This is a genomic window from Acinetobacter sp. WCHA45, assembly GCF_002165255.2.
In the GTDB taxonomy this organism is placed as follows: domain Bacteria; phylum Pseudomonadota; class Gammaproteobacteria; order Pseudomonadales; family Moraxellaceae; genus Acinetobacter.
In genome coordinates this window covers 1,237,124-1,250,383 of the sequence record NZ_CP028561.1, presented here as the reverse complement: position 1 = coordinate 1,250,383, position 13,260 = coordinate 1,237,124, and the positions used below count along the sequence as shown (strand labels likewise).

Here is a 13,260-nt window from a genome sequence, read left to right as displayed (position 1 = left end):
AAAGCTCACTATTGTGAGCTTTTTTAATTCAGATGTTTAGTTTTGAGCAATTACTGTAATACCAGTTGCTTGAGGTCCTTTTTTACCATCAGCAATAGTGAATGAAACACGTTGTCCTTCATGTAAAACCTTAAAACCGTTACTTTGGATTTCACTAAAATGAGCAAATACATCTTGCCCAGAATCCGCATGAATAAAGCCAAAACCTTTAGTTTCATTGAACCATTTAACTGTACCAGTCACAGTGTTAGACATATACTTAACCTATTAGAAATATTTGGAATGCTTAGCAGCAAGTAACTTGGAATCATAAACTCTGAGATTAAATCTGATAACACGAAAGGTTTATCTAAACTACGAGATGAAAGATTTTCTGAATCAACAGTGTTATTCTTCTAGTTATTATTTAATATACACCACTTTACTTTTTCGGCACAAACATTATCTAACCGTAGATGAAAAATTGGGGGCAAATAGTTGTGTTACTAAAAAATCCTATTAAAAAAACAATCGCTTTTAGCATTTCAAAAATTGTAAAATTTCATTTATCTCAATCAAACAATTATATTTAAAAATTATTTTGATGCTTTTCTCGCACATAAAAAACATCAAAAAAGCCCACAGATGTGAGCTTTTTTTACTGGTCTAAAAATTAGATAACAGTGATGAGCGTTGCTTGTGGTCCTTTCTTACCTTGACCAAGTACGAAAGAAACGCGTTGGCCTTCTTGTAATACTTTAAAACCTTTGCTTTGGATTTCGCTGAAGTGAGCAAAAACATCTTGACCAGAATCAGCTTGAATGAAACCAAAACCTTTAGTTTCGTTAAACCACTTAACAGTACCAGTAACTGTATCAGACATACTTTTAAACCTTTTAAAATTTGTTCATTTATAAATTAAATCAAAATTTTCATTCTGACTTAACTTAATCTATCTTTATTTGACAGATACTGCAAGCATAGCAAATTTTAAGTCATACGAGATAGTGCATCTATGAAAGTATTGAAAGTTTTATCTCTTGAATGAAAAAGGTTGAGCTTTAATAAACCAAATCATGTAAAAATAACGTTCTTTGCTAAATCAAAAAATTAGCTTTGATAGTGTAGTTACACAACTTATAAAACTTAAGATTTACTGACAAGAGATCATAAAAAATATTTTATCTTTCCCATTTAAGATTTTCTTATATAAAAATTTACTGATTGCTTTCTTATACAAAATTCTGCTTTTAGTCAGAAGATCAACCTCTATAAAGCTTAGAATCTCATACAAAGCACAACTAGAAATCAAAAGATAGTTTTTGGATATAACAAAAAGCCCACATAAAGTGAGCTTTTTTTCAAGCAATCTTATTAGATAACTTTAATTGTAGTTGCTTGTGGTCCTTTTTTACCTTGACCAAGTACAAACGAAACGCGTTGGCCTTCGTTTAATACTTTGAAACCATTGCTTTGGATTTCACTGAAGTGAGCAAAAACATCTTGGCCAGAATCAGCTTGAATGAAACCAAAACCTTTAGTTTCGTTAAACCACTTAACAGTACCAGTAACTGTATCAGACATACTTTTAAACCTTTAAACTTTGTTCATTTATGAATTAAATCAAATTATGAATATTGATTTAACCCAATCTATCTTTAACCAATAGATACTTTAAGTGCGTAAATTATCTATATTAATCGATAAAGCTGATTAACATCGGTATAGAAGCTTTTCCCATCTAGATTAAAATCGACTTCTCGACCCGACTCTAGCTGGATTTTCTTTCCAACCTCTACCCATTTGAAACCATCCAACGTATTTTGTTGACGTTTCATCGGGATAATTTGCACACAAATTTCATTGCCATTGCTGGCTTTGGCTACACGCCATTCATTAATAATTTTCAAAACAAAATCACTCATTTCTGAGCTCAAGTGATCGATTTGGATTTACTATAACGCTAGATATATGGAGAGAGGTAAACTACAATTCTAGAATCTAATAATTTTTAGCTTTCTTTAGGGTTATTTCAGCTAACTTAATTGCCGTCTAATCTTTCAGATAACAACAACTCAATAATCACAGAGCTAATATTCAATTAACTTTAAAGTGGTAGCGGGAGCTGGATTTGAACCAACGACCTTCGGGTTATGAGCCCGACGAGCTACCAGACTGCTCCATCCCGCATCAACATCTTGATCAACATGTTTGATCAATGAGATGCTTTATACGCCCATCTCCCCCACAATGCAATTTTTTTTTAGAAAAATCACATAATTTACTGCCTAACGCTCAAATTAAATACAAATTGATTAAAAACAAATCAAAATAAGCCTTATTAGTTGATCTATTCAAAAGAGACCGAATTTTGGAATATGTACTCAATAAAATTAACTCTGTTTAATAAATCCACTATTTTCTTATAATTCAAAATCCTACAAAAATATTATGCAGCGAAAAGCCTGCTATGTAACAATATCAACAATCTTTCATTTTTATAGTTCGACATGTCATTAATTATTGGTATTGATCCTGGTTCACGCTTAACAGGTTATGGAATTATCGAAAAAGATGGCAATAAATTACGTTTTGTCGATGCAGGAACCATTCGTACTGAAACTCAAGCAATGCCTGAACGACTAAAACGTATTTTTGCAGGTGTTGAACGTATTGTTAAATTTCACGGTCCTACTGAGGCTGCTGTTGAACAAGTTTTCATGGCGCAGAACCCTGATTCTGCTTTAAAACTTGGACAAGCCCGTGGTGCGGCAATTGCGGCATTGGTCAATTTAGACCTACAAGTCGCGGAATATACTGCTCGTCAAATCAAACAGTCAGTGGTAGGTTACGGCGCTGCTGAAAAAGAGCAAGTTCAAATGATGGTGATGCGTTTATTGAACTTAAGCATTCAACCACAGGCTGATGCAGCCGATGCGTTAGCTGCTGCAATCTGTCATGCTCATGCTTCAGGGAGTATGAGCAAAATGGCGGTGTTAAATGCGCTCGGTGGTATGGCTCGTGGGCGAAGTCGTTCAAGTAGTAGAAGGCGTTAGTTTTCTTGATTTACCACTGTATAAATCACTTTCCCCATGTCATGTGCTTGTAAACCACGCATTCCATGTTCAGCCAGTAAATCCCCTGCCTGTGCATGCAAACTCACAATTTCATGCAATGCGACTTGCTCATGAAATTGTGCTTTTAAACTGGCAATCACACCTGCGAGCACATCCCCCATTCCTCCTGTACCCATTCCTGCATTGCCTTGGGTACAGATAAATAATTCAGCTTCTAAGACCAAGCTACCTGCCCCTTTAAGCACCCATTGTCCTGCATATTTTTGCTCTAGCTGATAAATTGCTGCAATACGATCTTGCTCAATGTCCGCAGCCGTACAACCCAATAAAGTTGCTGCTTCACCTGAATGTGGTGTGGCATAAATATGCTGTTTTAATTTTTGCTGATGCTTTGCCAGAAACCAAAGTCCATCCGCATCAAGCACGACTTCTAAGTGCGAATTTTGGTTGAGTAAATCAAACCATTGCTGATAAATCTGTTCTGCCCATTCATCCCGTCCCAAACCCATACCAAAACAGACGGCATCCACATGATTTAATAAGATTTGGATTGCATCTTGATCCAACGAATTAATATCTCGCACCATAATGTTTGGTGAACGCGACAGAATAGCCTGATGGTGTTTGGCATGACAGACCACACTAACTTTCCCTGCTCCAGCATGAAACGCTGCTTCAGCAGACATAATCACCGCTCCACCCATATCCGCATGACCACCCACCACCAGTACATGCCCATAACTACCTTTATGACCAAAGGCCTGACGTTTAGGTAAAGAGATTTTTTCAGGGGAAAGATAGGCGATTGGTTTTAACTCCACATCAGTTGGAATCAGGCTGACTAAATGTAGTTTTCCCACATATTCCTTTCCTTGACCTGTAAACAAACCTGCTTTATAACCCAAAATTGTAAAGGTATGATCGGCTTGTATTACACATGGCAAAGCCTGACCTGTATTGGCATGTAGCCCGCTCGGAATATCGATAGCAATCTTTAAACCAATCTGTGAGTTAAACAACTGGATGATCGACTGCCATTTTTGATCCAGCATTCGATTGAGACCTATGCCAAACAGAGCATCAATATGACAATCAAAAGTTGGAATTTCTTGGTGATTCGCATTTTCCGACAATAAATAATCGATACTTTGAATATCAACTCGATTTAACAGTGCATATTGTACAGCTTGTTTTAAATCTAAAGATTGACCGAGTTCAGCTGCATAAACCGTGATGTGAAATCCATGTTGCTTTAGAAAAGCAGCGATATAGTAACCGTCACCTGCGTTATTACCTTGTCCACACCAAATTGCGATCTTTTGAATTTTATTTTTATTAAATGGTTCAATTAACTGTTGTGAGATTGTCCAAGCGGCTTGTTGCATCAATCCTAAAGATGAATTTTGCTGCGCAAACCAACGCTGCTCCCATGCTTGAATGCTTTGGCTATGGTAAACTGAACGTTGCATGTTATCCCCTAATTATTGGTTTATGGCTTCAACCACATCCTCTGGAAAATCACTTGATAAAATTGAGCTTCAGCAGCTTGATCCTCAAGAACTTAAAACATGGATAAAAACTCAAGCTTTAGACTTGGGCTTTTCTGATTGTGTCATTGCCAAACCTGATGCTCAAGATCAAATGCCACGTTTTAAAGAATATTTAAAACGTGGTTACCATGCTGATATGCATTATTTGGAAGAGAATTTAGAAAAACGTGCTGATCCAACATTGCTTGTACCTGGAACTAAAAGCATTGTTTGTGTGCGGATGAACTATCTTGTGGCATCACCTAAGCCCCGTTATGTACCATTTGAACCAAATTCAGCCATTATTGCGCGCTATGCACGTGGACGTGACTATCATAAAGTCATGCGTGGTCGACTTAAAACATTAGCCAGTCGTATTAAAGAAAAAGTGGGCGACTTCGAATCACGCCCGTTTGCGGACTCAGCACCTATTTTTGAAAAATCACTTGCTGAAAGTGCAGGTATGGGCTGGACAGGAAAACATACCTTACTCATTCATAAAAAATCAGGTTCTTTCTTCGTTTTGGGTGAGCTATTTACTTCGCTTGACCTCCCTTTTGATCAACCCGCAACAGCCCATTGTGGCTCATGTACTGCTTGCATCGACATTTGCCCAACACAAGCCATTGTTGAGCCTTATATGTTGGATGCAAGGAAATGTATTGCTTACTTAACTATTGAATATAAAGGAATCATTCCTGAAGAGTTACGTTCAGGTATAGGTAATCGTATTTTCGGTTGTGATGATTGTCAGCTGATTTGCCCGTGGAATGGCTTTGCTAAAACCGCGTCAATTCCAGACTTTGACCCAAGACATAGTTTAGATGACATTAGCTTGTTAGAGATCTGGCAATGGGATGAAGTAACTTTTCTTGCAAAAACAGAAGGTAGTCCAATTCGCCGCACAGGCTACCAATCCTTTAAACGGAATATTGCAATCGGCTTAGGAAATGCGCCATACTCGGCTGAAATCGTGAGCCAATTGCAAGAAGCAAAAGCTCTACACGATGAGATTGTCAATGTACATATTGAGTGGGCAATTCAACAACAATTGCAGCAAATAAACGTACCTGAATTGAAAAATGATGTTTTTTGCCCTTTGGCTTTGGCACGATTTCTGTATGATTAATCTCAATGTTTGTAATCAATCATCATGGATATAACAATGACTTTACGTAATGACTGGACTCGTGATGAAATCCAAGCTTTATATGATCAACCTTTTTTAGACTTAGTATTTGCAGCACAAGGCGTTCATCGTGAGCATTTTCAGCCAAATACCATTCAAGTCAGCACACTGCTTTCAATCAAAACAGGTAAATGCCCAGAAGATTGTAAGTATTGCTCGCAATCTGCACATTACGACTCAAAACTAGAAGCAGAAAAGCGTATTGCAGTAGATAAAGTCATTCGTGAAGCTCAAACAGCAAAAGATTCTGGTTCTTCACGTTTCTGTATGGGCGCTGCTTGGCGCAACCCACATGAACGAGACATGCCCTATGTGTTAGAAATGGTTCGTGAAGTAAAAGCACTCGGTTTAGAAACTTGTATGACTTTAGGTATGCTGAATCAGTCACAAGCTGAACGCTTAAAAGATGCAGGTTTAGATTATTACAACCATAACCTTGATACCTCTCGTGAATACTATTCACATATTATTAGTACGCGTACTTTTGATGATCGTTTAGATACATTAGATCATGTACGTCAAGCGGGTATGAAAGTATGTAGTGGTGGTATCGTTGGCTTAGGTGAAAGTCGTAATGACCGTATTGGTTTATTACAAGAACTTGCAACTATGCCAGTACATCCTGAATCAGTGCCAATCAATATGCTTGTACCGATCGAAGGTACACCACTTGCCGATGTTGAAAAACTGGATGTGACCGAATGGATTCGTACCATTGCGGTTGCACGTATCATTATGCCGCACAGTTACATTCGTTTATCTGCTGGCCGTGAGTCACTCAGCGACTCTGATCAGGCATTGGCATTTATGGCTGGGGCAAATTCACTGTTCTCTGGTGATAAGCTTCTGACCACACCAAATGCTGGTGAAGGCAAAGATCAGGTCTTGTTTGCCAAACTGGGTTTAAGCGCAGAAAAGCCGAAACCAACTGTTGCAGAACTTTCCATTGATGCAATGAGTGCATAAACAAAAAAGCCTTGTTATTTGACAAGGCTTTTTTTCGATCATATTAAATTGATGTCACTAAAATGCCGTATTTGGCATTTAAAAACATTCCTACACGAATAATATCCACACCTGCTGCATGTGTGACTGACAACTCTTGAGTATGTACATCAAAATGGAAAGAATCAAAAATATCCTGATGCTGCATCAACCATAGAATGGTATCAGTCGTACTTTCATCTACCTTCTCTGTACACGACAAATTTCATAGGGCCCTTGTCCTATCAGGCTTTTTCTTTCTTAAAATTGCGAGCACTTTCTTAAATTCTTCTTTTTTCCCAAAACCAATCAAACGTAGAATAGCCATTTGAACATAGTCCAAACCGTATCGAAATAAACTTACTGAAAGTCGTCCATGCTTCTTTATTTTTATCGCTTTTTTTCGATCATGTTGCCATTCACTTGTTAAATAGCACCAACAGAAACCGATGGCTCGCACTGCTATCAATTTCTTGACTCGTCTAGGGTCTGTTAAACGAGTATTTTCAAGATTGAATCCACGTCCTTTGAGACAACTAAATAAGGTTTCGATTTCCCAGCGTAATGCATAATCACGAATAGCAGAAGCATTAAACATAGGAGAAACAACAAGTAAAAGTTCTCCATCTTCTAATCGTAACGCACTAAGATCTGTTGAGAATTACCGAGAGTTAATTAAACTCGCGCACAATTGAATCATGGCTTCAAAACTCGTATCTGTTTTACAACTACGCATCGCTATACGTTTAAATTCTTTTAACTTACAGAAATAGTTTTCAATGAGATGACGCCATTTATACATAATCGCATCAAATGCTCTCATTACTTTTCGATTAGATTTTGGTGGGATCACCACTTTCACTTTACGTTCATTGAGCTCTTGGATGAGCCAATCTGCATCAAATGCTTTATCCGCTAGTAATGCTTGAAAATCAACATCTTCGATTAAAGGTTTGGTTTCTACTAAATCGTGATATTGACCAGACATTAATCGAAACTTAATGAGGTTGCCTAGACTATCCACTAAGGCAAGAATTTTACAGGTCATTCCACCTCGAGATTTACCTATAGACTGTTTGAAAGTCCCCCTTTTGCACCTTGGCCATGTCGATGAACTTTAACAATCGTTCCATCAATCATGGTGTATTCCAAATCAACATCTTCATTTACAGATGCAAAAAGGCTTTGTTGAACAAATAGACGAAAGGTAGAGTTGTTCTAGGGCTTGTTGAGAATTAACAAAGGCAACTGATTAATTTATAATAGTACTATGGATAGATACATACTTACTGATGCCCAATGGGCAAAAATGGAACCTTTTTGCCTAGGTAAAGTGACCGATCGAGGTCGTAGTGGAAAAGATAATCGATTATTCTTAGAAGCAGTCCTCTGGATTGCCCGTACAGGCAGTCCATGGCGTGATCTACCTCCTCATTTTGGTAAATGGAATACCGTCTTTAAAAGATACCGTGACTGGGTGAAAGCTGGTGTATTTGAAACTATTTTTGCATCTGTAAATGAAGATGTTGATTTGGAATACGCCATGATTGATGGAACGATTGTTAAAGTTCATCGACATGGGCAAGGTGCAAAAGGGGGACTTTCAAACAGTCTATAGGTAAATCTCGAGGTGGAATGACCTGTAAAATTCTTGCCTTAGTGGATAGTCTAGGCAACCTCATTAAGTTTCGATTAATGCCTGGTCAATATCACGATTTAGTAGAAACCAAACCTTTAATTGAAGATGTTGATTTTCAAGCATTACTAGCGGATAAAGCATTTGATGCAGATTGGCTGATTCAAGAACTAAATGAACGTAAAGTGAAAGTGGTGATCCCACCCAAATCTAATCGAAAAGTAATGAGAGCATTTGATACGATTATGTATAAATGGCGTCATCTCATTGAAAACTATTTCTGTAAGTTAAAAGAATTTAAACGTATAGCGATGCGTAGTTGTAAAACAGATACGAGTTTTGAAGCCATGATTCAATTGTGCGCTAGTTTAATTAACTCTCGGTAATTCTCAACAAACCCTAATCTTCAGATATTTATGCAACAGCCACCGTTTTAGCTGTACCAAACAGAAGTTAATGTCATTTTCAATTCACCATGTAAACCATTTCTCACCGATAAATTCTCTGTCTGCGAACACATTCACAATACGATCTTTACCAAAAATGGAGATAAAGCGTTGAATCAAAGCAATACGCTCTTTTGTATCTGAATTTCCACGTTTATTGAGCAATGTCCAAACAATAGGTATCGCTATTCCACGATAGACGATGGCTAACATCAAGATATTGATATCTCGTTTTCCCCATTTCCAGTTGGTTCTATCCAAAGTTAATTGGACTTTATCGAATGAAAATATATTGAAAATTAACTGAGAAATTTGACGATAATCGAAATACTGATCTGCAAAGAAGCGCTGCATACGTCGATAAAATGATTGTGGTAAGCACTTGATGGGTAAGGCTTTAGATGCAGAAGAAAGGTTACATGTCTGTTTTACAATTAATGCAAGCATAATCAGTGTAAAACATTTTACATGTGACTTGTTCCACTTTAGATATTTGTTTAAGATGAGATGTAACTCATTGAAATGTGTCATCATATTCGTCGTCAGAAAACAAGTATTATGCCATTATTTCAATGAGTTATCTTTTTTTGTCGTGTACAAAGGAAAATACGATATTCTTTAATTTCATTCTTGAACCTGCTTTGGTACATTTTTATGCAGATACATTCTAGCGGTCAAACAACTTAAGTAAATGTATATTTATATTTCCATATAAATCAAAAGTTAATTTTTATTAATTTATAAAAAGCACAGAACAAATAGACAGTTTGCCAAAATAATAAGCATGCCATTTTCGGTTTGCATGCTAAACTATGCGTTGCTTTAAAAAAGGATAGTCCTTCTATGCGGTTTGTTCATCTCGGTATCCATACAGAATTTTCGATTACGGAATCGATTGTTCGCATACCTGATTTGGTCAAAGCTGCCGTTAAAGATGACATGCCTGCGCTTGCATTAACAGACTTATCCAACTTGCACGCTGCGGTGAAATTTTATGAAGCTTGTTTAAAAAAAGGCATTAAACCTATTTTAGGCAGTGTCATTCGACTAAATGACGCAGAGCACCGCGCAACCTTATTAGCTATGAGCAGTAAAGGTTGGCGAAATCTAACCGAAATCGTATCTCGGGGCTTTATTGAAGGACAACAACTTAGTATCCCATGCGTACAAAAAGAATGGATACGTGAACAATCAGAAGATTTAATTGTATTGCTTGGACAGCATAGTGATGTTGGCAAAATGCTGTGTTCATCCAATCCACAAAAAGCAGAACCTTTATTAGAAGCATGGATTGAAAAGTTTGGTAATCGTGTTTATTTAGCATTAACACGTACTGAACGTGTTGGTGAAGAAGATTTTATTCAACAAGCCGTTAAACTCGCTGCTAAATATCAAATTGGTGTCGTTGCACATAATGATGTTCACTTTATTGAACAAGATGATTTTGAAGCACATGAAGCACGTGTGTGTATTGCCGATGGTTATGTCCTTGGTGACGATAAACGTCCTAAGAATTATAGCTCTGAACAGTATTTTAAAACTGGTGAGCAAATGTCTGAACTATTTTCAGACATCCCTAGTGCCATTGAAAATACTTATCAAATTGCCAAACGTTGTAATGTTGCCTTACAACTCGGGACTTATTTCTTACCTGATTTCCCGATCCCAGATGGCTATACCATCGACACCTATTTCGAACATTTATCTCGTACAGGTTTAGAGGAACGCTTAAATCACCTTTACCCTATTGCTGAACGTGATGAAGATTGGGCTGAAATCCGAAAACCTTATGATGATCGTATCAAATACGAAGTTGATATTATTTTAAAAATGGGTTTTCCGGGTTACTTCCTGATCGTCATGGACTTTATTCAATGGGCCAAAAATAATGGTGTGCCTGTAGGTCCTGGCCGTGGTTCGGGTGCTGGTTCATTAGTTGCCTACAGTTTAAAAATTACTGATCTAGATCCATTACGTTATGATTTGCTTTTCGAACGTTTCTTAAACCCTGAACGTGTCTCAATGCCCGATTTTGACGTCGATTTTTGTATCGCAGGTCGTGACCGAGTGATCGAATATGTCGCACAAAAATACGGTCGTGAAGCCGTTTCACAGATTGCGACTTTTGGTACGATGGCTGCAAAAGGTGCAATTCGAGATGTTGCACGTGTCTTAGGTAAGTCTTATGGTCTGGCTGACCGTATTTCCAAAATGATTCCGACCAAGCCGCTTGGCGTTGATCTAGCCACTGCGATTGACATGGAACCACAGCTCAAAGACATCGTGACCAACCCATCAAACCCTGATAATGATGATGCTGCTGAAATTTGGGAAATGGCACTTAAGCTCGAAGGCATTACACGAAACACAGGGAAACACGCAGGTGGTGTAGTCATTGCACCCGGAAAAATTACCGATTATTCAGCGGTACTGTGTGAAGCAGATGGAACAAGTCGTGTTGCGCAATACGATAAAGATGATGTTGAAGCAGCAGGTCTGGTTAAATTTGACTTCTTAGGTTTGCGTAACCTCACAGTTATTGAAGATGCCGTTCAAAATATTAATAAAAGAATCAAATCTGAAATTCCTCTCGAAATTGCAAATGTTCCATTAGATGACAAGGATGCTTATTTAGTCTTTGCGGACGCAAATACAACTGCGGTGTTCCAGTTTGAATCCATCGGCATGAAAAAAATGCTCAAGGAAGCAAGACCGAGTAAATTTGAAGAAATTATTGCTTTCGTTTCTTTATACCGCCCCGGTCCAATGGATCTAATTCCAGACTTTATCCATCGTATGCATGGTGGTGAGTTCGAATATCTACATCCATTGCTAGAAGGTGTATTGGAACCTACCTACGGGATTATGGTTTACCAAGAACAGGTGATGCAGGCGGCACAGTTCTGCGCAGGCTATACGCTTGGTGGTGCAGATTTGCTTCGCCGTGCCATGGGTAAAAAGAAACCTGAAGAAATGGTTAAACAGCGCCAAATCTTTATTGAAGGTGCTGCAAAAAAAGAGATTGATGAAGCAACAGCAAACCATATCTTCGACTATATGGAAAAGTTCGCAGGTTATGGATTTAACAAATCACATGCTGCAGCCTATGCCCTTGTTGCCTATCACACTGCATGGTTAAAAGCACATTATCCTTCAGAATTTATGGCGGCGGTTTTATCATCAGAAATGCAGAATACGGACAGTATCGTATTCTTAATTGATGACTGCCGTAATAATAAATTAGAAGTGCTACCGCCTTCCGTAAATATGTCTTTGTATCATTTCCACGCCAGTGATGAAAAAACCATTGTTTATGGTCTCGGTGCAATTAAAGGCGTCGGTGAACAAGCGATGCAATCAGTCATCGACTCACGCATCAATGAAGGTCCATACAAGGATTTATTTGACTTCTGTCATCGAATCGACCTGAAAAAAATCAATAAACGTACTTTAGAAGCCTTAATTCGTGCAGGTGCATTGGATTGTTTAGGCATTGAACGTTCAAGCTTAATGGCTCAATTGCCTGAAGCTGTTCAAGCGGCTGAACAAGCACGAAGTAACCGCGAAACGGGTATCATGGATTTATTTGGTGAGGTTGAAGAAGTTCAACGCAAACCTGCTAAACCTGTGAAACCGTGGTCAGACGAAGTTCGCCTTAAAGGTGAAAAAGATACGCTTGGATTGTATCTCACTGGTCATCCGATTGATGTCTATCGTCCAGAATTAAAATCGTTTATTCCAGCAAAATTAAATGAACTAACACCTACTCGTCGTGGTGTCACGACCGTCTTTGCTGGTTTAGTCGTTGATATTGCCAACTTCCCGAACCGTATCATGATTACACTAGATGATGGTACTGCTCGTGTGGAAATCAGCTGTAATCATGAGCGTTTTCAACGTTATAAAGAAATCGTTCGTCTAGAACAAGTCATTGTTATCGAAGGCGAAATCTACGAACGTGAAGGCTTTGATCGCCCAATGGCGCGTTTAAGTAAAGCGTTTAATTTAAATGATATCCGCCAAAAGCGTGCCCAAAGTATTCAAATTCGTCTCCCTCAAGATTTAATGACCAAATCTTTAGCCAAAGATTTACAGGCAATTTTATTACCTTATTGCAATGTCGATATGTGTCAGCATATTGCTTTACAAATCCAACTTGAACAAAGCTTTGCGACAGCAGAGTTGCATCTAGGTCCGCAATGGAAAGTCGCACCTTTAGATGAGTTGCTAGGCAAGCTACGTGATTATTTTGGTAAAGACGCGATTTTTATTGAATATCAAGTGAAGTCAAAAGCTGCAAAGGTAGCAGAAGCGCCTAAAGTAACGACAGTTGCACCACCACCTGAAAACATGTCTATAGATGAAGCACTTGATCTGTATCAAGCTGAAATCTCTCAATACTCTTAATTTTGGATGATAT

General features: G+C 38.1%; 12 protein-coding genes, 1 tRNA gene and 2 pseudogenes. 5 read left to right on the top strand and 10 right to left on the bottom strand.

Annotated features, from left to right (window positions below; all coding sequences use genetic code 11):
- Nucleotides 1-36: 36 nt before the first annotated feature.
- The 5 genes from CDG55_RS07385 to CDG55_RS07365 form a co-directional block, all read right to left on the bottom strand.
- A complete protein-coding gene (locus tag CDG55_RS07385) occupies nucleotides 37-255 on the bottom strand; it encodes a cold-shock protein (protein WP_004661818.1) in 219 nt (72 codons plus the stop codon).
- Nucleotides 256-652: 397 nt separating this feature from the next.
- Nucleotides 653-862, bottom strand: a complete 210-nt coding sequence (locus CDG55_RS07380; protein ID WP_004661817.1) for a cold-shock protein — start codon at nucleotides 860-862, stop codon at nucleotides 653-655.
- Between the two features lie 491 nt (nucleotides 863-1,353).
- Complete coding sequence (locus CDG55_RS07375; protein ID WP_004661816.1) at nucleotides 1,354-1,563, bottom strand: cold-shock protein; 210 nt, start codon at nucleotides 1,561-1,563, stop codon at nucleotides 1,354-1,356.
- 107 nt (nucleotides 1,564-1,670) lie between these two features.
- Nucleotides 1,671-1,904 (bottom strand): hypothetical protein, encoded by a 234-nt coding sequence (locus CDG55_RS07370; RefSeq protein WP_004661814.1) that lies wholly within the window; start codon nucleotides 1,902-1,904, stop codon nucleotides 1,671-1,673.
- 188 nt (nucleotides 1,905-2,092) lie between these two features.
- Nucleotides 2,093-2,169: transfer RNA gene (locus CDG55_RS07365), tRNA-Met, on the bottom strand.
- Nucleotides 2,170-2,489: 320 nt separating this feature from the next.
- Here CDG55_RS07365 and ruvC point away from each other — a divergent pair.
- On the top strand, nucleotides 2,490-3,035 hold the full coding sequence (ruvC, locus tag CDG55_RS07360; RefSeq protein WP_005159580.1) for a crossover junction endodeoxyribonuclease RuvC: 546 nt from the start codon (nucleotides 2,490-2,492) through the stop codon (nucleotides 3,033-3,035).
- On the opposite strand, the gene CDG55_RS07355 is transcribed toward ruvC, so the two are convergent.
- Entirely contained in the window at nucleotides 3,032-4,525 is a 1,494-nt protein-coding gene (locus CDG55_RS07355) for an NAD(P)H-hydrate dehydratase (RefSeq protein WP_087537361.1), read from the bottom strand. The genes ruvC and CDG55_RS07355 overlap by 4 nt on opposite strands.
- Before the next feature lie 22 nt (nucleotides 4,526-4,547).
- Here CDG55_RS07355 and queG point away from each other — a divergent pair, with 22 nt between their 5' ends.
- A complete protein-coding gene (gene queG, locus CDG55_RS07350) occupies nucleotides 4,548-5,714 on the top strand; it encodes a tRNA epoxyqueuosine(34) reductase QueG (protein WP_087537365.1) in 1,167 nt (388 codons plus the stop codon).
- A 36-nt stretch (nucleotides 5,715-5,750) separates the two neighbouring features.
- On the top strand, nucleotides 5,751-6,740 hold the full coding sequence (bioB, locus tag CDG55_RS07345) for a biotin synthase BioB (protein ID WP_087537362.1): 990 nt from the start codon (nucleotides 5,751-5,753) through the stop codon (nucleotides 6,738-6,740).
- 43 nt (nucleotides 6,741-6,783) lie between these two features.
- On the opposite strand, the gene CDG55_RS07340 is transcribed toward bioB, so the two are convergent.
- The 3 genes and pseudogenes from CDG55_RS07340 to CDG55_RS07330 all read right to left on the bottom strand — a co-directional run bounded on the left by CDG55_RS07340 (nucleotide 6,784) and on the right by CDG55_RS07330 (nucleotide 7,827).
- Nucleotides 6,784-6,981, bottom strand: a complete 198-nt coding sequence (locus CDG55_RS07340) for a hypothetical protein (RefSeq protein WP_087537363.1) — start codon at nucleotides 6,979-6,981, stop codon at nucleotides 6,784-6,786.
- A gap of 3 nt (nucleotides 6,982-6,984) precedes the next feature.
- Nucleotides 6,985-7,407 (bottom strand): annotated as a pseudogene (locus CDG55_RS07335) (transposase); the annotation flags it as partial.
- A gap of 12 nt (nucleotides 7,408-7,419) precedes the next feature.
- Nucleotides 7,420-7,827 (bottom strand): IS5 family transposase, encoded by a 408-nt coding sequence (locus CDG55_RS07330; RefSeq protein ID WP_228252577.1) that lies wholly within the window; start codon nucleotides 7,825-7,827, stop codon nucleotides 7,420-7,422.
- Between the two features lie 201 nt (nucleotides 7,828-8,028).
- Between CDG55_RS07330 and CDG55_RS07325 the strand changes: the two genes are divergently transcribed.
- Nucleotides 8,029-8,780, top strand: a protein-coding gene (locus CDG55_RS07325; protein WP_101495461.1) for an IS5 family transposase whose coding sequence is annotated in 2 segments (ribosomal slippage) — nucleotides 8,029-8,365 and nucleotides 8,365-8,780 — 753 coding nt in all. Because the reading frame shifts where the segments join, the coding sequence is not laid out codon by codon here.
- 21 nt (nucleotides 8,781-8,801) lie between these two features.
- Here the strand turns inward: CDG55_RS07325 and CDG55_RS07320 are convergent.
- Nucleotides 8,802-9,371, bottom strand: a pseudogene (locus CDG55_RS07320) (IS4 family transposase); the annotation flags it as partial.
- A gap of 312 nt (nucleotides 9,372-9,683) precedes the next feature.
- On the opposite strand from CDG55_RS07320, the gene dnaE reads away from it, so the two are divergent.
- On the top strand, nucleotides 9,684-13,247 hold the full coding sequence (dnaE, locus tag CDG55_RS07315) for a DNA polymerase III subunit alpha (protein WP_087537495.1): 3,564 nt from the start codon (nucleotides 9,684-9,686) through the stop codon (nucleotides 13,245-13,247).
- Nucleotides 13,248-13,260 lie beyond the last annotated feature (13 nt).